Annotated in this window: 18 protein-coding genes; 7 read left to right on the forward strand and 11 right to left on the reverse strand. The window is 72.5% G+C overall.

Annotation, left to right across the window (positions count from 1 at the left end):
* The first annotated feature begins 194 nt into the window (after positions 1–194).
* Both GC092_RS11250 and GC092_RS11255 read left to right on the forward strand, forming a co-directional pair.
* Positions 195–1,583 (forward strand): LuxR C-terminal-related transcriptional regulator, encoded by a 1,389-nt coding sequence (locus GC092_RS11250; protein WP_324011976.1) that lies wholly within the window; start codon positions 195–197, stop codon positions 1,581–1,583.
* Positions 1,584–1,604: 21 nt separating this feature from the next.
* Positions 1,605–3,158: a LuxR C-terminal-related transcriptional regulator gene (locus GC092_RS11255; protein ID WP_324011977.1), complete on the forward strand. Its 1,554-nt coding sequence runs from the start codon at positions 1,605–1,607 to the stop codon at positions 3,156–3,158.
* Positions 3,159–3,278: 120 nt separating this feature from the next.
* Here the strand turns inward: GC092_RS11255 and GC092_RS11260 are convergent, their stop codons facing one another.
* On the reverse strand, positions 3,279–4,496 hold the full coding sequence (locus GC092_RS11260; RefSeq protein ID WP_271174211.1) for a PrsW family intramembrane metalloprotease: 1,218 nt from the start codon (positions 4,494–4,496) through the stop codon (positions 3,279–3,281).
* 76 nt (positions 4,497–4,572) lie between these two features.
* Between GC092_RS11260 and GC092_RS11265 the strand changes: the two genes are divergently transcribed.
* Positions 4,573–5,436: a fumarylacetoacetate hydrolase family protein gene (locus GC092_RS11265; protein WP_282979982.1), complete on the forward strand. Its 864-nt coding sequence runs from the start codon at positions 4,573–4,575 to the stop codon at positions 5,434–5,436.
* A 59-nt stretch (positions 5,437–5,495) separates the two neighbouring features.
* On the opposite strand, the gene GC092_RS11270 is transcribed toward GC092_RS11265, so the two are convergent.
* Positions 5,496–6,956, reverse strand: a complete 1,461-nt coding sequence (locus tag GC092_RS11270) for an aspartate ammonia-lyase (protein WP_271174209.1) — start codon at positions 6,954–6,956, stop codon at positions 5,496–5,498.
* Between the two features lie 174 nt (positions 6,957–7,130).
* Here GC092_RS11270 and GC092_RS11275 point away from each other — a divergent pair, with 174 nt between their 5' ends.
* Positions 7,131–9,299 (forward strand): S9 family peptidase, encoded by a 2,169-nt coding sequence (locus tag GC092_RS11275; protein ID WP_324011979.1) that lies wholly within the window; start codon positions 7,131–7,133, stop codon positions 9,297–9,299.
* Here GC092_RS11275 and GC092_RS11280 read toward each other — a convergent pair.
* Positions 9,282–10,178 carry a phosphodiesterase gene (locus GC092_RS11280; protein ID WP_324011980.1) on the reverse strand — a complete coding sequence of 299 codons (897 nt, stop codon included), beginning with the start codon at positions 10,176–10,178 and terminating at the stop codon, positions 9,282–9,284. The two genes, GC092_RS11275 and GC092_RS11280, sit on opposite strands and share 18 nt — an antisense overlap.
* Before the next feature lie 444 nt (positions 10,179–10,622).
* On the opposite strand from GC092_RS11280, the gene GC092_RS11285 reads away from it, so the two are divergent.
* Positions 10,623–11,546, forward strand: coding sequence for a hypothetical protein (locus GC092_RS11285; protein WP_324011982.1), 924 nt, complete (start codon positions 10,623–10,625; stop codon positions 11,544–11,546).
* A gap of 70 nt (positions 11,547–11,616) precedes the next feature.
* On the opposite strand, the gene GC092_RS11290 is transcribed toward GC092_RS11285, so the two are convergent.
* The 3 genes from GC092_RS11290 to GC092_RS11300 form a co-directional block, all read right to left on the reverse strand.
* Positions 11,617–12,645: an ATP-dependent 6-phosphofructokinase gene (locus GC092_RS11290; RefSeq protein ID WP_271174205.1), complete on the reverse strand. Its 1,029-nt coding sequence runs from the start codon at positions 12,643–12,645 to the stop codon at positions 11,617–11,619.
* A 66-nt stretch (positions 12,646–12,711) separates the two neighbouring features.
* Positions 12,712–14,865: a DEAD/DEAH box helicase gene (locus tag GC092_RS11295; RefSeq protein WP_271174204.1), complete on the reverse strand. Its 2,154-nt coding sequence runs from the start codon at positions 14,863–14,865 to the stop codon at positions 12,712–12,714.
* Between the two features lie 242 nt (positions 14,866–15,107).
* On the reverse strand, positions 15,108–15,725 hold the full coding sequence (locus GC092_RS11300; protein ID WP_324011984.1) for a hypothetical protein: 618 nt from the start codon (positions 15,723–15,725) through the stop codon (positions 15,108–15,110).
* Positions 15,726–15,840: 115 nt separating this feature from the next.
* Here GC092_RS11300 and deoC point away from each other — a divergent pair, with 115 nt between their 5' ends.
* The gene (gene deoC, locus GC092_RS11305; protein WP_324011987.1) at positions 15,841–16,560 is read left to right on the forward strand and encodes a deoxyribose-phosphate aldolase; all 720 of its coding nucleotides are present in this window, start codon (positions 15,841–15,843) and stop codon (positions 16,558–16,560) included.
* A 3-nt stretch (positions 16,561–16,563) separates the two neighbouring features.
* On the opposite strand, the gene GC092_RS11310 is transcribed toward deoC, so the two are convergent.
* The 5 genes from GC092_RS11310 to GC092_RS11330 are packed head-to-tail and all read right to left on the reverse strand — an operon-like array spanning position 16,564 to position 20,005.
* Entirely contained in the window at positions 16,564–17,523 is a 960-nt protein-coding gene (locus GC092_RS11310; protein ID WP_324011989.1) for a bifunctional riboflavin kinase/FAD synthetase, read from the reverse strand.
* Entirely contained in the window at positions 17,520–17,957 is a 438-nt protein-coding gene (locus GC092_RS11315) for a hypothetical protein (protein WP_324011991.1), read from the reverse strand. The genes GC092_RS11310 and GC092_RS11315 overlap by 4 nt, the downstream gene beginning before the upstream one ends.
* 52 nt (positions 17,958–18,009) lie before the next feature.
* The gene (locus GC092_RS11320) at positions 18,010–18,378 is read right to left on the reverse strand and encodes a hypothetical protein (RefSeq protein WP_271174199.1); all 369 of its coding nucleotides are present in this window, start codon (positions 18,376–18,378) and stop codon (positions 18,010–18,012) included.
* Positions 18,375–19,295, reverse strand: a complete 921-nt coding sequence (truB, locus tag GC092_RS11325) for a tRNA pseudouridine(55) synthase TruB (protein ID WP_324011993.1) — start codon at positions 19,293–19,295, stop codon at positions 18,375–18,377. The genes GC092_RS11320 and truB overlap by 4 nt, the downstream gene beginning before the upstream one ends.
* Before the next feature lie 41 nt (positions 19,296–19,336).
* On the reverse strand, positions 19,337–20,005 hold the full coding sequence (locus GC092_RS11330; RefSeq protein WP_271174197.1) for a hypothetical protein: 669 nt from the start codon (positions 20,003–20,005) through the stop codon (positions 19,337–19,339).
* A 160-nt stretch (positions 20,006–20,165) separates the two neighbouring features.
* On the opposite strand from GC092_RS11330, the gene GC092_RS11335 reads away from it, so the two are divergent.
* A complete protein-coding gene (locus GC092_RS11335; protein ID WP_324011995.1) occupies positions 20,166–21,038 on the forward strand; it encodes an iron-sulfur binding domain-containing protein in 873 nt (290 codons plus the stop codon).
* Position 21,039 lies beyond the last annotated feature (1 nt).

The raw sequence follows: 21,039 nt of genomic DNA on the forward strand, positions 1-21,039 counted from the left end.
AACACGGCCCCCGCGGAGCGCGCGAGAGGAGCACAATGTGGCTCGTGAGGGGTAGTTCGGATGCTTCCGTACCCGGGGAGGCTCCGCGAGCACCGAGCGTTTCAGCGCGCATCTATCGAGCTCTCGGCACCAGGTCCTGGGATACAGCGCTGCGCCTGGTCGAGGAGAACTGGACGCGGCTCATCGCCGAGGACGTGTCGGCGATCCGCGCGGTCGTCGAGACCGTGCCGGTCGAGCGACTCGAAGCCGACCCGCGGTGGCCGCGTGCACGGGCCTACCTCCTGACCATCCCGACGAAGAGCGCTCCCCCGCGCGTCGGCCCCGGTGGCGAGCGCGTCGACGAGGTGCTGCGGCTCACGTCGGCCGCGCGCGGCGCCCGGACCGCCGAGGACCACGCCGAGGCCCTGCGCCTGGTCCGCGCGGCCCGCGACGCGTACGAGTCCGCCTCTGCGCACCGAAGGGGGGCACTCGCGGACGACCTGCCGCAGCTCCTCCTCACGTGGGGGCTCACCGAGGCCCTCGGCGGCGACGGCGGCGCAGCGGTCGACCATCTCGTCCGCGCCTACTCGACCGCCCGATCCACCGGTGCGCCGCGCATCGCGCTGGCCGCGGCGTCCGAGCTCGCGTGGCAGCACGCGATGGAGGGCCGGTCAGATGCGCGCGACGACTGGATGGCGGCGGCGCGCCTGCTCCTCCCGGCGGGCGAGATGCAGCCGCACGCGCCCGTCTCGCTCCTGCTCGCGCACGCGATCGCGGCATACGACGCGAACGACCTCCCCGCCGCGCACCGCCTGCTCGAGGCGGCGTGGGACGACCGCGGCGAGCGCGCCGTGGAGATCTCGACGCTCCAGGCGTTCGTCGACGCGAAGGACCCGGCAGCGGATCCGTTCGCGCATGTGGCCCGTCTCGAGTCCGCATCGCTCGCGCACCTCATCGACGACCGGCGGGGCCGCCTCGACGCGGCGAGAGCGTGCGCGCTTCTGCACACGGGTCACGGCGAGCAGGCCCGACGCCTGCTCGAGGAGGTGGCCGTGCCCGTCCTGCCCTCCATCCGCGCCCTGCGCGCATCCGCGCATCTCGTGCAGGGAGACCTCGATCGCGCGCTCCGCGACGCGCACGCGTCGCTGCATGAGCTGGGTCGGCCGCGCGGGGTCGTCGAGGCTGCGGCGGTGATCGCGGCCGTGCACCTGCGCCGCCGCGACGGCGAGACGGCGGCCGCCTTCCGGCGCGCCGTCACGCTCGCCGACACGCATCGCCTGCCGCTCGCGCTCGCCAACCTGCCGGCGAGCGACTTCGCCGCGCTCGCGCCGTTCGCGCCATCGGGGAGCCCGAGCATGAGCGTCCTCGAGCGCGCGCCCGTCCGGCGTCCGAGCGTGCCCCCGCTGAGCGGCGTGCGCGCGACCGAGCAGGAGCTCGCGGTGCTCCGCCTCCTCGCCGGCGACCGGAGCATCGCACAGGCGGCCGCCGTGCTCGGGGTGAGCCCGAACACGGTCAAGACGCTCGCGCGGCGGATCTACGCGAAGCTCGGCGTCTCGGATCGCCGGCAGATGCTGCTCGCGGCGCAGGAGCACGGACTGCTCTGACCGACACCCTGGGGAGGGACGATGGAAGAGGACGAGGAGAGGGACGGGCTCCGCTCGGCCGTGTTCGAGGCACTCGCCGACGAGCGGTGGCGCGACGCCATGCTGCTCGTCGAGCGCGGGTTCGGCGCGCTGCTCGCGTTCGAGCCGGCGATCATCCGGACGGTCGCGGATGCGCTCCCGGAGGCGGAGCTGCACCGTCGTCCGCGCTGGATCGGCCTGCGGCAGTACGTCCACCATCTGCTCACGTCGCCCTCGAAGCCGCCCGTGTTCCCCGAGGCGGACCCGCGCGCGCTCGATCATCTCGAGGCGGGCGACCGCGTCGGGCTGCTCACCGGCCGTGCGGCCGCGCTGCGCACGCGCGGGATGTTCGCGGAGGCCGCCGCTGCCGCGGAGGATGCGCGCGACGCGCTGCAGCGTCTCGACGATGCGGACCGCGCCGAGCTCGAGCCGTTCCTGCCGACGCTCATGACCCAGTGGGGAGCGACCTTCGCGGCGGCGGGCGAGCTGCCCGCCGCGATCGACGTTCTCCTCGGGGCCGCGTCCCTCGCGGAGCGCACCGGCTCGCTCCGCGCCGAGATGGAGGCGCTGGGCGAGCTCGCGTGGATCAACGCGGCCGCCGGGGAGGGGGCGCATGCCGACCGGTGCATCGCCCGCGCGGACGCGCTGCGGCGCCGGCACCCGGACGTGCAGCGCATCCGCGGAGGACTCGCGCTCGCGAAGGCCTACCGCGCGAGCGACGCGCTCGACGTCGAGCGCGCGATCGCGCTGCTGGATGGCCATGAGGAGTCGTTCGAGGAGCTGGGGATCATCGCGGCGTCGCTGCGCAGCATCCTCGGGGCGAGGGCGCGTTCCGCCGACCCGGTCGACATGCTGAGCCGGCTCGAGGTCGAGGTCGAGAACAGCCCCGCGCCCCGGACGGCGAGCGGCCTCAACGCCGCGTTCGTCGCGATCGGCCGCGCGACGCTGCTGTCGTACCAGGGCCTCCATGAAGCGGCGATCCTCGCATTGGACGCCTGCCCCGCGCTCCCCCGCCCGGCGACGGGGGTGCTGCGCACCCGGCGGGCCGTCGCGCTCCTCGGCCTCGGCGAGCTCGACGCGGCCGTGCGCGAGGCGTCCCGCGAGACGTCGAGCGTCGCCCCGCGCGCCCGCACGGAGGCTCTCGTCGTCCGCGCGGCGGCCCTGCTGCGCCTCGGGAACCACGCGTCGGCTGTCACGTCGTTCCGCCTCGCGTGCGAGCTGAGCGAGGAGCACGGGCTGCGGGCATCGCTCTCCGTCGTGCCCGCGACCGACCTCGGCGCTCTGGGAGCGGCGGCCGGGCTGCCGCCCGCGGCAGAGCTCGTCGCCGCACGCGACGTCCTCACGCCGTCGCCCTCCTACCGCTACGAGCGGCTCTCGCCTCAGCAGCTGGCGGTCGTCCGCGCTCTCGTCGACCACGAGCAGGTCGCCCAGGCGGCCTCCGCCCTGGGCCTCAGCCCGAACACCGTCAAGACGCATCTCCAGGCCGCGTACCGGCGGCTCGGGGCGACCGACCGCACGTCGGCGCTCGAGGAAGCGGGGCGGCGGGGGCTGCTGTGAGGACCCGGAACAGAACTCAGCGCCCGGGCCGCGGCGATGCCTGCGAGACTTCCGAGCGCTGAGTGGATCTGACTCAAGGATGCTCCGGGCGCTCCGGCCGTGTCAAGAGCCGATTCCCGATCAGTACGACAGCAGCTCCCTGCGGGCGTGCGCGGCCCGCGCGAGGAGCGCCCGCTCATCCGACGCCGCGTGCGGGTCGCGCCCCGACACCGCGCGCTGGCGGGTCGCGGCGAGCGCCGTCGCGTCCCGGATGAACGCGCGCATGAGATCGGATCGGTCGCCGCGCAGGGTCCGCGCCCACGCCATCCCCGCGCGCCGGCCGGCCGGGGTCGCGAGCATCTCGACCTCCTGCGGCGTGAACCATCCGGCCGCCGCGTACTCGCCCAGCCGCTGCTTCGTGAGGCGCTCCTCCTCGCGTCGGAGTCGCACCAGCACGAGCGTGAAGATGACGAACAGCGGCACCTGCAGGACGACGTAGAGGTGGAGGAAGCCCTCGAGGTCGGTGAACGTGGCCGAGCCGTTCCAGAGCGCGTGCAGGGCCATCGCGCCGAGCAGTCCGCCGAGCCACGGGCCGAGCGCGGCCCCGAACGACGCACCGCGGCGCACCGCGCGCCCGAGCGCGTAGCCGGTGACCGCGGTGAACATCGCGTGCGCGAAGGGCGAGAGGAGCCCGCGCAGCACGAACGTCCAGGTGAGCGACGCGGCGCCGCCCTCGATCACCGACACCGCGAAGTACTGGATGTTCTCGGTGAATGCGAACCCCGCCCCCACGAGCGCGCCGTACACCACGCCGTCCACAGGGCCGTCGAACGCGCGGCGTCCCATGACGAGGATGAGGAGCAGCCCCGCCCCCTTCGCGAGCTCCTCGACGATCGGCGCCTGCACGACCGTGCCGAGGAGGTCGAGCGCGGGCGACCGCGGGAGCGTCATCTGCACCCCCAGGTCGAAGAGCAGAGCGAAGCCCACGGACGCGATCGCTCCCCACGCGAGCGCGAACACGACGAGGCTCCGCGGCTCGGGCTCCCAGCGGTCGACCCACAGCATCGCCGACACGACGAGCGCGAACGGCACGAGGGCGAGCACGAGGCCCACGATCGACGCGGCCGTCCCGAGCGCGCTCGTGAAGTACGACGCGAGGCCGAACAGCAGGACCGCGAGGACGGCCCACAGCCAGATCCACGCACCGCGCCCTCGGCGCGTGGGCACGGGGAGGCGGGGAAGGTGCGGCTGCGTGTGGCCGCCGACCGGGATGGCCGCGCCCGGCGCGCGCTCCGGCTGATCGAAGGGCGTCGAGAACGGCTGCTGCGACGGCGGCGTGAGCCCGGTGCCGTAGGTCATGTCACACAGCCTATGGCTCCGCTTTTGTGCAGATCCGTCCCAGGATCGTGCACGGGCGGCGGATAGCCTGGATTCCATGCGCTTCGCCCACGTGACCTTCCCCGGGGGCGTCGCCCCTTCCCTCGCGCTCGTCGACGACGACGGCGCCGTCGCGGTCGCCGAGCTCGTCGAGGGCGGGCCCGACACGATCGAGCAGCTCATCGCGGGCGGACCGGAGCTCCTGGAGCGGGTCAGGGCCGCGGCGGGCGCGGGGCAGCGGACCCCGGTGTCGGAGCTCGACTTCGCACCGGCCCTGCTCACCCCGCCGACCATGCTCGCCGTCGGGCTCAACTACGCCGCGCACTCGGGCGAGCTCAACCTCAAGACCGACGACACCCCGACGGTGTTCACGTTCTGGCCCAACTCGCTCCAGGGCCACGGGCAGACCACCACGTGGTCGCGTCGCATGAGCGAGGCCGTGGACTACGAGGCCGAGCTCGGCGTCGTGATCGGCCGCCCGGCGAAGGACGTCTCCGAGGAGGACGCCCTCGACTACGTGTTCGGGTACACGGTCGTCAACGACATCTCGGCGCGGAACATCCAGTACTCCGAGGCGCAGTGGTGCCGCTGCAAGTCGCTCGACGGCTTCACGCCCGTCGGGCCGTACATCGTCACGGCCGACGAGATCGCCGACCCGCAGGACCTGCACATCTGGACGCGCGTGGACGGGCACATGATGCAAGACGCCTCGACCGGGCAGATGGTGCGCACGGTCGCCAAGCTCATCTCGCACCTGTCGCAGGGGATCACGCTCCTGCCGGGCACGCTCATCTCGACCGGCAGCCCCGGCGGCTCGGGGTTCTCGCGGACGCCGCAGGTGCTCCTGCGCGACCGCTCGACCGTGACCGTGGGGATCGACGGCATCGGCGAGCTCACGACGCACTGCCGCATGACGGACTGATCGCTTGGCGCGAAGGCCCCCGCTCCGGTTCCTGAGCGGGGGCCTTCGCATGCGGCGCGCTACGCCTGGGTCGGCACGTCCTCCGGCGCGATCACGGGCATGACCGACGTCACCGGCTCGAGGCCGGACAGGCGCGACGGGCTGAGCTGCTTCTCGACCTCGTCGCGGTCCATGAGACCGGCCTCGACGACGAGGTCGGCGACGTTGCGGTTCGTCAGCAGCGCGGTCTTCGCGAGGGCCGCAGCGGCCGAGTAGCCGATGAACGGCGTGAGCGCCGTGATGACGCCCACGCTCGAGCCCACCATCGCACCCAGGCGGGCGCGGTTCGCCGTGATCCCGTCGACGCAGTTGACGCGCAGCGTGCGCATCGCCTGGCGCATCCAGATGATCGACTGGAAGATCGAGTGCGCGATCACCGGCTCGAACGCGTTGAGCTGCAGCTGACCGGCCTCGACCGCCATGGTGACCGTGACATCCGCTCCCGCGACCGCGAACGCGACCTGGTTCACGACCTCGGGGATCACGGGGTTCACCTTGCCGGGCATGATGCTGGATCCCGCCTGGCGCGCCGGAAGGTTGATCTCGCCGAACCCGGCCTGCGGACCCGAGGAGAGCAGGCGCAGGTCGTTGCAGATCTTCGACAGCTTGATCGCGTTGCGCTTGAGCGACGCGGAGAACGACATGAACGAGCCGGTGTCGCTCGTGGACTCGACGAGGTCGCTCGCCGTCTCGAGGTCGAGCCCCGTGATGTCGCGGAGATGCCGCTCGACGGCCTTCGCGTACCCGGGGTGCGTCGTGATGCCGGTGCCGATCGCCGTCGCGCCCATGTTGATCTCGTGCAGGAGCACGGCGTTCTCGTTGAGCCGCTGGTAATCGGCCTCGAGCGTCGTCGCGAAGCCGTGGAACTCCTGCCCGAGCGTCATGGGGACGGCGTCCTGCAGCTGCGTGCGTCCGACCTTGAGCACATCGTGGAACTCGACGGCCTTGCCGAGGAACGACCGCCGCAGGAGGTCGAGCTCCTCGAGGAGGGAGCGCAGCGACAGCGAGAGCCCGATCTTGATCGACGTCGGGTACACGTCGTTCGTCGACTGGCTGCGGTTGGTGTGGTCGATCGGCGAGAGGTACGCGTAGTCGCCGCGCTCGCGTCCCGCGAGCTCGAGGGCGATGTTGGTGATGACCTCGTTCGCGTTCATGTTCGTCGAGGTCCCCGCGCCGCCCTGGATGACGCCGACGCGGAACTCGTCGTGGAACTGCCCGTCGATCACCAGCTGCGCGGCGCGATCGATGAGGTCGGCCCGGTGCGCGTCGAGCACGCCGATCTCGGCGTTCGCGCGGGCAGCCGCCTGCTTCACCATGGCCAGCGCGACGACGAGCTCGGGGTAGACCGAGATCGGGCGCTTCGTGATGTCGAAGTTCTCCATCGCCCGCGCGGTGTGGATGCCCCAGTACGCCTCGCGGGGGATCTCCATGGACCCCAGGGAGTCGGTCTCGGTGCGGGTGGGGGTTGCGTCCTGAACCATGTGCGTCTTCCTCGTGGGTCTTCACGTCGATGTGAGCGGGATGTGCACGATCCTACTCAGGGCAGGTGCTCTCGGTTCTCGACATCGCGTACAGGGTGTTCGCGCCCGATGTACAGAGCGTACAAGTGCCATGTCCTCCCCCGCGAGAGCGCTCGTCCGCATTAGCGTGGACCCGTGACCCCCGATGCGCAGACCGCGCCCCCCATCGCCCCGACCGCCCCGCGACGCCCTGTCGTCCGCACGCATCACGGCGACGTGGTCGAGGACGGCTACGAGTGGCTGCGTGCGAAGGACGACGCCGAGGTGAGAGCGCACCTCGAGGCGGAGAACGCGTACACCGACGCCCGTCTCGCCCACCTCGAGCCGCTGCGCGAGACGATCTTCCAGGAGATCAAGGGCCGCGTGCGCGAGACGGACCTGACGGTCCCCGTGCGCCAGGGCGGATGGTGGTACTACGGCCGCTCGCTCGAGGGCCGGCAGTACGGCCTCCAGTGCCGCGCGCCGCTCGCGAGCGAGGACGACTGGACTCCCCCGAAGCTCGACGTCGACGTCGAGGTGCCGGGCGAGCAGGTGCTGCTGGACGGCAACGTCGAGGCGGAGGGACACGAGTACTTCGCACTCGGGGCGTTCAGTGTGACGACCGACGGCTCGCGCATGCTGTGGGGCGTCGACACGCAGGGCGACGAGCGGTACACCGTCCGCGTGAAGGACATCGCGACCGGCGAGCTCCTGCCCGACGTGCTCGAGGGGCTCGGCGGCGGGGCGCGCTTCACCCCCGACGGGCGCTTCATCCTCTACTCGACCGTGGACGATGCGTGGCGCCCCGACGGCGTCTGGCTCCACCGCGTGGGCGAGCCGACCCGCGAGCACGACGTCGAGATCGCGCACGAGGACGACGACGCGTTCTGGATCGGAGCGGGCTTCACCCGCAGCCGGCAGTACCTCGTGATCGAGTCGGCGTCGAACACGACGAGCGAGATCCAGGTGCTCCCCGTCGCCGACCTGCCCCGCCTCGCCGAGGATCCGGCAGCCGTCCCCCGCACGACCATCTGGAGCCGCTCGGAGCGCATCGAGTACTCCGTCGACCACGCCGTCGTCGACGATGCGGACTGGCTCTACGTGCTCCACAACCGCGGCGCGCTCGACTTCGAGCTCGTGCGCGTGCCCGCCGACGCCCCCGACGCGGAGCCCGAGCTCGTCATCCCCCACTCCCCCGGCACGCGCCTCGAGAGCGTCGACTGCCTGCGCGACTTCGCGATCGTGGAGTACCGGTCCGGCGGCATCCCGCGGGTCGGCATCCTCGACTACCGGACCCACGCCGTGCGCGAGATCGCGTTCGACGAGCCGCTGTACAACGCGGGGTCCGGAGGCAACCCCGAGTGGGCGCAGCCCGTCGTCCGACTGAGCTACGGCTCGTTCACGACGCCTGGCACGGTGTTCGACTACGTGGTCGAGACCGGCGAGCTGCGCGAGCTCAAGCACGTCGAGGTGCTCGGCGGCTACGACCCCGCCGACTACGGCCAGGAGCGACTGTGGGCGCCGGCGGCCGACGGCACGCTCATCCCCGTCTCCGTCGTGTGGAAGCGCTCCTTCGGCGACCCGGGCGCCGCACCCCGCCCGCTGCACCTGTACGGCTACGGCTCGTACGAGCACTCGATCGACCCCGGCTTCTCGTACGCGCGCCTGTCGGAGCTCGACCGGGGCGTCGTCTTCGCCGTCGCCCATGTGCGCGGCGGCGGCGAGATGGGCCGCGCGTGGTACGAGGACGGCAAGCTCGCGAACAAGCGCAACTCGTTCACCGACTTCGTCGACGTCGCGCGCTTCCTCGTGGACGGCGGGTACACCTCGCCGGACCGGATGGTCGCCGAGGGCGGGTCCGCCGGCGGTCTGCTGATGGGCGCGGTCGCGAATCTCGCCCCCGAGCTGTTCGCGGGCATCCTCGCCGATGTCCCCTTCGTGGACGCGCTCACGACCATCCTCGACCCGTCCCTCCCGCTCACCGTGATCGAGTGGGAGGAGTGGGGCGACCCGCTGCACGACCCCGAGGTCTACGCGTACATGAAGTCGTACACGCCGTACGAGAACGTCCGCGAGGGCGTGCGGTACCCGCGCATCCTCGCGATGACGTCGCTCAACGACACGCGCGTGCTGTACGTCGAGCCGGCGAAGTGGGTCGCGCGCCTGCGCGAGGTCGACGCGGACGCGCTCCTGCGGTGCGAGATGACCGCAGGGCACGGCGGCGTGAGCGGCCGCTACAACGCGTGGCGCGAGCGCGCGTTCCAGCTCGCGTGGATGTTCGACGTCCTGGGGATCGCCGACGAGGCCTCAGACCGGCTTGCGTGAGAAGCGCTCGAGCCGCTCCTGCGGGGTGAGCGCGGCCATCTCGGCGTACCACGCGGGCGTGAAGTAGTCGCCCGGGTCGGCTGACGCGACCGGCACGACCGAGTGGGTGATCGTGTCGTCGTAGACGTGCACGAGGTGGAACGCCTGGCCCGCGTCCATCCCGTTCACGCTCTGCGCCGGGAGCGCGATGTCCATCGTGTAGCAGGAGGCCGATGCGACGCTCACGGGGATGCCCGCGAAGGTGCCGCTCGTCGAGTAGTGCAGATGCCCCGCGAGGATGGCGCGGACGTCCGACCCGCGCAGGACGCGCGCGAGCTCATCCTGGCGGCGCAGCTCGAGGATGTCGAACAGCGGGATGTGGCTGGGCAGCGGCGGATGGTGGAGCGCGAGGACGGTGCCGAGCGGCGCGGGTGTCGCGAGCTGCTCCGCGAGCCACTCGAGCTGGCCGTCGTCGAGATCGCCGTGGTGCCATCCGGGGACCGATGAGTCGAGCGCGATGAGACGGAGCCCGCCGACATCCCATGCGCCGGTCACCGCCTCCTGCGTCGCGGGCAGGCCGAGCAGGTCGCGGCGCAGCTCCGGGCGCTCGTCGTGGTTGCCCGCGACCCAGACGACGGGAGCGCCCAGGCGCTCGGCCACGGGGTCGACGAGGGCGCGCAGGCGGGTGTAGGCCTCGGGCTCGCCGAGGTCGGCGAGGTCGCCGGTGAAGACGAGCGCGTCGACGCCGCCCGCGAGGCGCTCGACGCGCTCCAGGGTCTGCACGAGGTTGGCGTCGGTGTCGATCGCGCCGTTGAGCAGGCGCCCGCCCGCGAGCAGGTGGGTGTCGCTCAGGTGGACGATCGTGCGCCGCGCGGGCGCATGCCTGCCGAACTGCTCCATGCCGCCAGCCTAGGGGCCGCCCCGGACGGCGGCGCAACGAGCCCGTCTCCTGACGCGAGGACCCCATCGCCTGACGCGAGGGCCGCATGTCTCACTTCGCGCGGGAATTCGCCTCCCATGCCCGCAGCAATCGAGACATGCACGGCGCGCACTGAACACATGTCTCACTTCGCGCGGGAATTCGCCTCCCATGACCGCAGCAATCGAGACATGCACCGCCCGGTCCCGCACCCGTGTCTCACTTCGCGCGGGAATCGCACGGCGAAAGCCGCAAGAGATGAGACATGGGATGGCGCGCCGGACGACCCCGGGCGAGCGCCGGAGGACCGGACACCCGCGCAACGACGGCGACACCGCGTGCACAGGGCGGGGGCGCGCCGGATCGGCGCCGATCCGCGCGCGCAGGCGCCGCTCCGGTCGGCTCCGCCGGGCCATCCTGCCGCTATGTCGCGTCGTCCTGAGCCTCTCCCCCTCGACCTGGCCACTGCGCCGTTCCACGTGCGTGACGCGCTCGATCGCGGCATCTCGACCGCACGGCTCCGGGCCCTCGACCTCGACCGCCCCTATCCCGGGGTGCGGACGCCGCGCGCCCTCGCTCCCGACAGCCTCCGCGAGAGATGCCTCGAGTATGCGCCGCGGCTGAAGCCCGGCGAGTTCTACAGCCACGACACCGCGCTCGGCCTCATCGGAGTGCCGGTGCCGGCTCGGGCGAACGCGCAGCTGCACGTGTCGGTGCACCGGCCATCCCATCCGCCCCGCATCGCGGGGATCCGCGGCCATCGACTGCAGCGACGCGAGGCTCTCCTGTACCCAGATGCCGAGCTCCCGCTGGAGTCGCCCGCCCGCGCCTGGCGCCAGGTCGGCGGGCTCTGGACGCTGGACGAGCTCGTCGTCGCGGCCGATCACCTCGCCGGTCGCCGCCACGGGGTGCTCACCCTCGCGGATCTCGCGGCGGAGGTCGAGGTCATGGGCGACGTGCGCGGCCGCCGCCTGGCGAAGGCGCTCGCCCTCACCCGGCCGGGAGCGGAGTCCCCCGGCGAGACGCGGACGAGGCTCGCGATCTGGCGGGGCGGCCTGCCCGAGCCGGAGCTGAACTGGGATCTCCACGACGCCGACGGCACGCACGTCGCGCGGTTCGACATGGCCTACCTGCGGCGACGGGTGTGCGTCGAGTACGACGGACGCGTGCACGCGCAGGACGCACGGCAGTTCGAGCGCGACGCGGACCGCTGGGAGGCCGTGCGCAGACGCGGATGGCTCATGGTGCGGATCCTGCGGCATCACCTCGCCGGACCGAGCCCGGCTGCGGCCGGGCTCGTCGCGGCCGCGCTGCGGGAACGCGGATGGCGCCCCGGTGCCCCCGCGTGACGCATGTCTCATTCTCGGCGGGAACGCGGCAGCGATTCCCGCCGAGAGTGAGACACGGGAGGAGGGAGGATCAGCCGAAGAGGGCTGCGGCCTCCTCGTAGCGGGCGAGCGGCACGGTGTGCAGCTCGCCGAGCGCCTCCGTGAACGGCACTCGCACGATGTCGGTGCCCTGCATCGCGACCATCTGTCCCCACGCGCCATCCACGACGGCGTCGGCGGCGTGCAGCCCGAGGCGCGTCGCGAGCACGCGGTCGAAGCCCGAGGGGGCGCCGCCGCGCTGGATGTGGCCGAGCACGGTCGAGCGGGTCTCGATCCCGGTCGCCTGCTCGATGAGCGGTGCCAGCACCTCGCTGATGCCGCCGAGGCGGGGGCGGTTGAACGCGTCGAGGCCCTTGTCGCTGTAGGCCTCGTCCTGGCCCTTCAGCTTGAAGCCCTCGGCGACCACGACGAGCGGGGCGCGACCGCGCTCCGCGGCCGCGAGCACGTGCTCGGTGATCTCCTCGAGCGACAGCGGCACCTCGGGGATGCAGATGATGTGCGCGCCGGCGGCCATGCCCGAGTGCAGGGCGATCCAGCCCACGTGACGGCCCATGACCTCGGCCACCATGCAGCGCTGGTGCGAGTCGCCCGTCGTGCGGAGGCGGTCCATCGCGTCCGTCGCGATGTTCACGGCCGTGTCGAAGCCGAACGAGTAGTCGGTCGCGCGCAGGTCGTTGTCGATGGTCTTGGGGACGCCGAGGACGGGGATCCCGTCGTTGTTGAGGCGCTGCGCGGCCGCGAGAGTGCCCTCGCCGCCGATCGCGATGATGCCGTCGAGCTTGTGCCCGTAGAGCGTCTTCGCGATGTTCTCGGCACCGCCGCGGTCGCCCTCGTAGGGGTTCGTGCGGCTCGTCCCGAGGATCGTCCCGCCGACCTTCGAGAGGCCCTTGACGTCGCGCCGCGTGAGGGGGAAGAAGTCCGCCTCCACGAGCCCCTTCCAGCCGTCGCGGATGCCGACGAACTCCATGTCGTACGCCTCGGTGCCCTTGAGCACCGCACCACGGATGACTGCATTGAGGCCGGGGCAGTCGCCACCACTCGTCAGAACGCCGATCTTCATGACAACAACGCTAGGGCATCCGGGAGGGTGTCCTTTCCCCTCCCGGGCGCCGTCTGCGGTGGGAGCCTAGTCGTCGCCCAGAGCCTGGCGGAGCAGGTGCATGAGCGCGGCCAGCTGGACCGAGTCGCTCGACGTCTCGTCGAAGGCCTCGCCGTCGAGCGCGCGGCCCGCCAGACCCTGCTTGCGGTCGATGAGCTCGGCGATCTTCGTGTCGATCGTGTGCGCGGCGATGATCCGCCACGCGGTCACCGGCTCGTCCTGCCCGATGCGGTGGACGCGGTCGATCGCCTGCGTCTGCTCGGCGGCCGTCCAGCTCAGCTCCGCGAGCACGACGTTCGACGAGACCTGCATGTTCACGCCCACGCCCGCAGCCGTCAGCGAGCAGACCGCGATGCCGACCTCGGGATCGTTGTTGAACGCGTCGATCGCCGCCTGGCGCACGGCGCCGGTCTGCTCTCCGCGCACCGAGACCGCCTTGATGCCTGCCGCGGCGAAGTGCGCCTCCGCCTGGTCCATGACGTCGATGTGCTTGGCGAAGAAGACGACCTTGCCGACCGAGCGCTGCAGCTGCGCGGCGTAGTCCGCCGCGAGGAGGGCCTTCGCCTGGCCGATCCGCCGCACCATCGCGAACACGTTGTCGCCGCTTGTGCCCGCGGCCTTCGACTCGTCGAGCTCGCCCTGCGCGACGAGGCGCACGATGTCGTCGTCGATCTCGCCCGCCTCGAGCCCGCGCTCGCCGCGCGCCTCGATGATCCGGCGGTAGCGAGCGGCGAGGCGCTCCCCGAGCTCGCGCTCGGCGGCGCGGATGCTGCGCCCGAACTCGTCGTCGAGCTGCACCGGCAGATCGGCGATGAGCTTGTCGGGCAGGTCGGCCGCGACATCCTTCTTGCGACGTCGCACGATGCCCATCGAGATGACGGCCTCGCGCGCCTCGGGGTAGAACGCCTTGTCGGCCGGGGTGAGCCCCGTCGCGTCGAGCTTCTCCATGAGCTCCGGACCGGGCTTCTCGCCGTTCGTCCACCCGAGGAAGCGCCAGATCGCGTCGAAGTCCTCGACGTCGTTGATGAGCGGCGTGCCGGTGAGGGCGAGGAGGAGCGGCTTGCCGCCGGGCGTCGACTCGCGGATGCTCTGCGACAGCGCGAGCACGTTCTGCGAGCGCTGCGACGACAGGTTCTTGATGAAGTGGGCCTCGTCGACGACCATCCCCCGCAGCCCGAGCGTCGCGAGCCATCCGATGTGCCGGTCGAGGATCTCGTAGTTCACGATGAAGACGTCGGCGAAGGCGTCGACGTCCTGCCCGTCGCCGTTGATGACCGTCGCGCGCCGCTGCGGCGTCCATCGCTCCACCTCGCGCGCCCAGTTCATCTTGACGACGTTGGGCACGACCACCACGAGCGGGTACGCCTCGGCGACCGACGCCGCGAGCACCGACTCGGCCGTCTTCCCGAGACCGGGCTCGTCGGCGAGGAGGAACTCGCGGTGCCCCGCGCGCACCGCCTCGAGGAACCGGGACTGATGCGGCATGATCTCGAGCCCCTTGGGCGAGAGCCGGTCGAACTCGGGCACGGGCGGGAGGGGCATCGTGGCGGCCCCGCCGCCGGCGCCCAGCTCGAACGCCTTGTAGAGCGGCCCCATGAGCTCCCAGCCATCGAGCCGTCGACGCGGCGTCGGGCCGGCGGGCACGCGCGAGAGGTCAGGCGCGAGGAAGGGGTTCGCCTCGCGGCGCGCCTCGATCTGCGGCGGCGTCACGGCGCGCTCGGACACGACGGGCGCGACGACCGTCGCGGGCAGCGCGGGCTTCTCGTCGGTGATGACGAGCTCCTCGGGCGGCAGCTCCGCACCCGACTCGAGCAGCCAGTCACGGCGCATCCGGCGCGCGACGGGAGACGTCGCGTGGTCGGCCTCGAGGAGCTGGATGAGGGACGTGTCGCGTGCCGCGGTCTTCGCGAGGATGGTCGCGACGCCGTCGAGCCGCTTGAGCAGCTCGGCGCGCGCGGCGTCGGAGAGCGCGTCGTCGGCCTTGACGCGGGCGCGCTCCTCGCGCACGAGGAACGCGATCACCTGGAACTTGACCCGGTTGGTCGGGCCGAGCTTGTTGCGCTGCGCCTTGGCCTCGATCTCGCGCACCTTGCGCGCGAGGATCGGGATGATCGGGGCCTCGTCGTCGCGTCGTGCGGACGAGGACTTCTTGCGCTGTCGCGCGGGTGCCGTGGTCGGCATGCTCCTCCTGAGCGTCGCTGCCGGCGGCCGCTGGTGCCTGGCCGGTCGAAGTCGTGCGTGCGTCACGCCCTGCCGGACTGCGGCGGCGCCGACCGCCTGGATCGACGGACGGCGACCGAACAGCGCGCGCACTCCGGCGTCCGGTGACGCGGCCCGCTCCTCCGGCGCTGTCGCGTCGAACGGATGAGCGGAAGCCTCACGGGCATTCTACGCCATCACGCGCCGGATCCCACCAGGCGCGGTCACATCCAGAGCGTCGCGATGAGGTCGTCGGTGTACTGGGGCTCGAAGTCGGCGTTCAGCCAGTGCGTCGCAGCCCACCCGCCGCCGCCGAGCACGTGCACCTCGCCGGTCGCACCGGGCACCTCCCCGGTCAGCTCCGTCTCGAGCTCGCAGCGAGTGACGACCTCGCGCTCCTCGCACGTGAAGCCCTCGGCGAGCAGCGCGGCGCGGATGGTCTCGGTCTGGGCCTCGTCGACGGCGGCGAGGGTCGTCGCGATGCCGACCTCGCTCGCGAGCCCCCACGTGCAGCGCAGCGGCTCGACGGCGTCGAGCACCTCGAGCGCGGGGACCACCTCGGTCGAGAGCATCGTGAGACCCGGGTCGTTCAGCGCGCCGGCCTCCTCGCTGAGGATCGAGAGCGCCTCGCGCGACCACGCCTGCTCGCATGAGGCAGGCATCGTGAACACGCCGGGCGCGGTGGTGGGCACGGATGTCGTCGGCGCGGTCGTCGGAGTGGAGGTCGCGGACGGCGTCGGATCGGGCTCCGCGCCCTGGCCGGTGCCGACGCTGCTCGCGCATCCTGCGAGAGAGAGGAGGACGCCCGCTGCGAGGACAGGGGCGAGTGCACGGCGCATCATGCTCTCGACGCTATCCGAGCGGATGGCGCGCGGGCGACGACGCACGCCGATCGTGATGCAATCGCGCCGCACCGGCCTCGGGCGGCGGCCCGGCAGGCGAAGGTAGGCTGGGCGCATGGCCATCGAGCTCACCGAGGCGGCTGTCGCCGCCGCCATCGACCACGCGATCCTCAAGCCCGACTTCACGCGCGCCGACGTCGATCGCGAACTCGACATCGCTGCCGAGTGGAAGGTGTTCAGCGTGTGCGTGCGCCCGTCCGACGTCGCGTACGCCGTGCGCCGGCTCGAGGGCTCTGGCGTCGCGGTCGGCACCGTGATCGGCTTCCCGCACGGCACGACGTCGACCGCCGCCAAGGTCGCCGAGCTGCGTCAGGCGCGCGAGGACGGGGCGACCGAGTTCGACATGGTCGTGCACATCGGCGCCCTGCGCGGCGGCGAGGACGAGCGGGTCGAGGCGGACATCCGCGCCGTCGTCGACGCCGCAGATGGCCTCGTCACGAAGGTCATCCTGGAGACGAGCCTCCTCGACGAGGAGCAGATCGCGCGCGGCAGCCGGCTCACGGAGGCCGGCGGCGCGACGTTCGTCAAGACGTCGACGGGCTTCGCGGGCGGCGGCGCCACGGTGCCGCACGTCGAGCTCATGCGCCGCAGCGTCTCCCCCGCCGTCCAGGTGAAGGCGTCCGGCGGCGTCCGCGGGCTGGACGCGGCGATCGCGATGCTCGAAGCCGGCGCGACCCGCCTCGGGACGAGCGCGAGCGCGACGATCCTCGGCGAGCTGCGGGCGCGCGCCGCGGGAGGCGTCGCCACGGGCGCCGAGGACTCCACCTCGTACTGAGCGTCAGCCGCCTGCGAGGACCTCGCGCACGCGCGCGACGTCGTCGGTCATCTGGACGACGAGCTTCTCGATGCCCTCGAACGCGACCATCCCGCGGATGCGCGCCGCGAACTGCACCTCGACCCTCAGTCCGTAGAGGTCGAGGTCGTCCTCGTCGAGCACGTAGGCCTCGACCTGGCGCTGCACGACGTCGTCGAAGGTCGGGTTCGTGCCGACCGAGATCGCCGCGGGGTACCGCACGACCGAGCCGAGCTCTCCGCGCGGGACGACCAGCCATCCCGCGTACACGCCGTCGGCGGGGATGAACCCCTCGGCGTCCTGCGCGAGGTTCGCCGTCGGGAAGCCCAGCTCGCGCCCGCGCTTGAGCCCGTGCACGATCTCGCCGCGCACGGCGTGCCGGCGACCGAGCAGCTTCGCGGCGCGCTCGACGTCGCCCGCGTCGAGGAGCTCGCGGATCCACGACGACGACACGCGGCGCCCGTCGCCCGAGCTGGCGATGTCGGGCATGATCTCGACCGAGAACCCGTGCTCGGCCCCCATCCGCTCGAGCAGCGCGGCGTCGCCCGCTCCCCCGCGCCCGAAGCGGAAGTCGCTCCCCACGAGGACCCGCTGCGCGCGCAGCGCGCCGACGAGCACGCGCTCGACGAAGCTCTCCGCGGGCTCCGCCGCGAGCTGCTCGTCGAACGCGAGCAGCAGCGTCGCGTCGACGCCCGTGCGCTCGAGGAGGTCGACCTTCTGCTGCACGCTCACGAGCGGCTGCGGGCAGCGGGCCGGCGCGATGAGCGCGAGCGGGTTCCGATCGAACGTGACGGCCACCGTGCGGGCGTCCGTGCCTGCGGCATCGACGAGCATCCGCTCGATGAGCGCGCGGTGCCCCGCGTGCACGCCGTCGAACTTGCCGATCGCGACGACGGAGGGTCCGAAGCCCTCCGGCACCTCGCCCGCGTCGCTGAAGAGCATCATCGGGCGACCTCCGCGGCCTGCCGCGAGCGGGCGGGGCGGTGCGTCGCGAGCCACCAGATGCCGAAGAACGGCAGCACGAGCGGGATCCAGACGTATCCGCTTCCGTAGAGCGACCACACGGTCGGGTGCTGGAACAGGGCGGGAAGCGCGATGCTCAGGGAGCCCACGATGATGACGCCCGCGAGCTCGAAGATCACCGACACCCACGCGACGCGGTACCACGCGTCGCTCTTCGAGAACATCAGCGCGAGAGTCGCGAGGATGTACACGACGGCGGACGCCGCCGACAGGGTGTAGGCCACCGGCGCCTCGTCGAACGCGCGCACGATCTGCACGAACGACCGCCCGGTGGCGGCCAGCGCCATCACGCCGTACACGAACACGAGGACGATGCCCACGCCGGTCATCCGGCGGGTGCGCGCTGGCTCTGTCATAACGGCTCCATTTTAGGCGGCGCACCTGCGCGCGGGCCGCGCGAGAGCGCGGTCAGGCCACCTGGATCGTCCAGATCACGTGCATGCGGTACACCATCACCGCGACGGCGAGCCCGAGCACCCCCATGACGACGACGCTCCATCGGGTGCGGTCGATGAAGGCCCACACGACGCCCGCGACGGGAAGGAGCGCGGCCGACACGAGGTAGGTCCAGAACTCGAGCAGGTCGCCCGTAGGCGGGTTGCCTGCGAGCGGCGCGATGATCGCGATGACGATCTGCACGACGAGGAGCACCTGCACGAGAGCCATGGCGCCCACGGAGAGGTCGCTCGGGCGCCGTCCGGCGAGTCCGAGGATGACGCACAGCGCGCCCGCGAGGCTCGCGACGGCGACCTGCGCGATCGTGAACCACGCGATCATGCGGCGCCTCCCTGAGGCTCCGGCATGTTCATGGCGCTCTTGAGGGCGGATCCGCGCTTCTCGACGATCCCGATGAGCGCGCCATCCGGATCGATGGCGGCAGCGAGAGCGCCGGGGACGCGTGCGGCCGCGCCGGCGAGCCGCTTGCCGTGGCGCAGGTCCCGCGCCTCGTCGAGGGTCGCGTCGAAGCGGCCGAGGACCCTGGCGGCCACGTCGGCGGGCGGAAGGAGGGGCGCGTCGGCGAGCCGGTCGTCGACGGCGGCCGCGTCGGCGACGTCGAACGGCCCGACGTGCGTGCGACGCAGCGCGGTGAGGTGCCCGCCGACCCCGAGCGCGGCACCGAGGTCGCGCGCGAGGGCGCGGATGTACGTTCCCGACGAGCAGTCCACGGCGACGTCGAGATCGATCGCCCCCTCGGATCGGCGCACGGCGACGATCTCGAAGCGCGAGATCGTGACCTCGCGCGCCGCGAGCTCGACCTCCTCGCCCGCCCGCACCCGGTCGTACGCTCGGCGTCCGTCGACCTTGATCGCGGACACCGCGCTCGGCACCTGCGAGATCGGGCCGGTCAGCGCGGCGACGCCGCGCGCGATGTCGGCGTCCGCGACGGCAGCGAGGGCCTCCGGCGAGACGGATGCGGTGACCTCGCCCTCGGCGTCGTCGGTCGTCGTGGACTGCCCGAGCCGGATGGTCGCGGTATAGGTCTTGTCGAGGCCCACGAGATACGTCAGCAGGCGCGTCGACCCCTCGATCCCGAGGACGAGGAGCCCCGTCGCCATCGGGTCGAGCGTTCCGGCGTGGCCGATCCTCCGGGTTCCGAAGGCGCGCCGTGAGCGCGCGACCACGTCATGGCTCGTCACGCCTCCCGGTTTGTCGACGAGCAGGATGCCTCCGGCCTGGGGAACGCGTGACGCCATCCCTCCAGCGTATTGCGTCTGCCGAGTGCCCCGCGGACGGGTCAGGCGCAGGCCTCGTACGCGGGGGTCTCGAGCGTCGTGACCGCCACCCGGGTCGCCCCGTCCTGTCCGTCCGCGTACTGGAAGAACACCGATCCGTCCGACGCATCGTCGTCGTCGATCCGCAGGAACGAGATGCCCTCGATCGGCGAGTCGACCTCGACGGCGTCGGGGTGCACCGCGAGGACGTCCTCGCGCGTCGCGCCCACACCGAGGCCGTCCTCGGTGCGCGGGCCGATCCCCGACCGGTCGCTCAGCGACTCGACGGTCGCGGCGATGACGGGACCGGCGCCCTCGGCGTCGCGCTGGAACGACACGAGGTATGTGCCGTCGGGTGCGCTCCAGTACGCCACCCACGCGCAGCTGTCGTCGTTCACCCAGTCGCCGGGCAGCGACGCCACGACCTCGTCGAAGTCGTCGCCGAGCTCGATCGGGCCGAGCTCGCCGTCCTCGATCTCCCACGTGGCGGGGTCGGCCGGGTCCTCGGCGTCCTGCCCGGGCGTCGTGGGGGTGGGCGGCGGCGTGCTCGGCGTCTGCGAGGGCGACGCGCTCTCGCTCGGCGAGGCCGACGTCGGCTCCGCGGTGTCGGCCGGATCTCCCTCGGAAGCGCAGCCGGCCATCGCGAGCGCCAGCACACCGGTCAGAGCGATTCCCGCTCGGATGCGCATCATGATGATCTCCTCTCAGCTGCCCCTCTTCGACGGTAGTGCCCGGATCGGCGGGGTCGGTAACGGTTAGGACGCCGTCCGATAACGCTTCGGTCGCGCCCCGATGCGAAGCACCTGAACGGGTGCGCACGGGGCGCGGAGGCGCACGTCCTAGGCTGAGACGATGCCCTCCCTCGACCTCGCCGACAGGCTCGTGCCGTGGTTCCGCGCGCACGCGCGCGATCTGCCGTGGCGCCGCCCGGGGTACGGGGCCTGGGGCACGCTCGTGAGCGAGTTCATGCTCCAGCAGACGCCGGTCGCGCGCGTGATCCCGCACCTCGAGGCATGGCTCGAGCGCTGGCCGACGCCGACCGCGCTCGCCGACGACGCTCCGGCCGAGGCCGTGCGGCAGTGGGCGAACCTCGGCTACCCGCGCCGCGCACTCTGGCTGCACCGCGCCGCGGTCGAGATCCGCGACCGCCACGAGGGCGTCGTCCCGCGTGACGTGGACGCGCTCCTCGCGCTCACGGGCATCGGGGACTACACGGCGCGGGCCGTCGCGGTCTTCGCGTACGGCGACCGCCATCCCGTCGTCGACACGAACACCCGGCGCGTCATCGCGCGCGCCGTGGACGGCCGCGCGCAGCCGGGTCCTCCCCACCGCCGCGACCTCGAGGCGATGACCGCGCTCCTGCCGGAGACCCCGGCCGAGGCAGCGGCGATGAACGCCGCGGCGATGGAGCTCGGTCAGGTCGTGTGCACGGCGCGCGCCCCGCGATGCGACGAGTGCCCGGTCCGCGCGTCGTGCGCGTGGCTGGCGGCGGGGCGGCCCGAGACGCCGGACACGCGGCGACGGCAGGCCCGGTACGAGGGCAGCGACCGTCAGGCCCGCGGCGCCGTGCTGCGCCGGCTCCGCGAGGCCGGCCCGGATGGCGCCCCGCAGGACGCCGTGATCGCGGAATGGCCCGACCGCGCTCAGCGCGACCGGGCCATCCTCTCGCTCCTGTCCGACGGCCTCGTGGAGACCGACGGAGAGCTGCTGCGCCTGCCTCGGTGAG

This window comes from Microbacterium sp. JZ37 (genome assembly GCF_035188445.1).
Lineage (GTDB): Bacteria > Actinomycetota > Actinomycetes > Actinomycetales > Microbacteriaceae > Microbacterium > Microbacterium barkeri.

Coding starts and splice junctions, on each gene's coding strand:
- GC092_RS11255 (WP_324011977.1), top strand. CDS start 1,605: ATGGAAGAGGACGAGGAGAGGGACGGGCTCCGCTCGGCCGTGTTCGAG.
- GC092_RS11260 (WP_271174211.1), bottom strand. CDS start 4,496: ATGACCTACGGCACCGGGCTCACGCCGCCGTCGCAGCAGCCGTTCTCG.
- GC092_RS11265 (WP_282979982.1), top strand. CDS start 4,573: ATGCGCTTCGCCCACGTGACCTTCCCCGGGGGCGTCGCCCCTTCCCTC.
- GC092_RS11270 (WP_271174209.1), bottom strand. CDS start 6,956: ATGGTTCAGGACGCAACCCCCACCCGCACCGAGACCGACTCCCTGGGG.
- GC092_RS11280 (WP_324011980.1), bottom strand. CDS start 10,178: ATGGAGCAGTTCGGCAGGCATGCGCCCGCGCGGCGCACGATCGTCCAC.
- GC092_RS11285 (WP_324011982.1), top strand. CDS start 10,623: ATGTCGCGTCGTCCTGAGCCTCTCCCCCTCGACCTGGCCACTGCGCCG.
- GC092_RS11290 (WP_271174205.1), bottom strand. CDS start 12,645: ATGAAGATCGGCGTTCTGACGAGTGGTGGCGACTGCCCCGGCCTCAAT.
- GC092_RS11295 (WP_271174204.1), bottom strand. CDS start 14,865: ATGCCGACCACGGCACCCGCGCGACAGCGCAAGAAGTCCTCGTCCGCA.
- GC092_RS11300 (WP_324011984.1), bottom strand. CDS start 15,725: ATGATGCGCCGTGCACTCGCCCCTGTCCTCGCAGCGGGCGTCCTCCTC.
- deoC (WP_324011987.1), top strand. CDS start 15,841: ATGGCCATCGAGCTCACCGAGGCGGCTGTCGCCGCCGCCATCGACCAC.
- GC092_RS11310 (WP_324011989.1), bottom strand. CDS start 17,523: ATGATGCTCTTCAGCGACGCGGGCGAGGTGCCGGAGGGCTTCGGACCC.
- GC092_RS11315 (WP_324011991.1), bottom strand. CDS start 17,957: ATGACAGAGCCAGCGCGCACCCGCCGGATGACCGGCGTGGGCATCGTC.
- GC092_RS11320 (WP_271174199.1), bottom strand. CDS start 18,378: ATGATCGCGTGGTTCACGATCGCGCAGGTCGCCGTCGCGAGCCTCGCG.
- truB (WP_324011993.1), bottom strand. CDS start 19,295: ATGGCGTCACGCGTTCCCCAGGCCGGAGGCATCCTGCTCGTCGACAAA.
- GC092_RS11330 (WP_271174197.1), bottom strand. CDS start 20,005: ATGATGCGCATCCGAGCGGGAATCGCTCTGACCGGTGTGCTGGCGCTC.
- GC092_RS11335 (WP_324011995.1), top strand. CDS start 20,166: ATGCCCTCCCTCGACCTCGCCGACAGGCTCGTGCCGTGGTTCCGCGCG.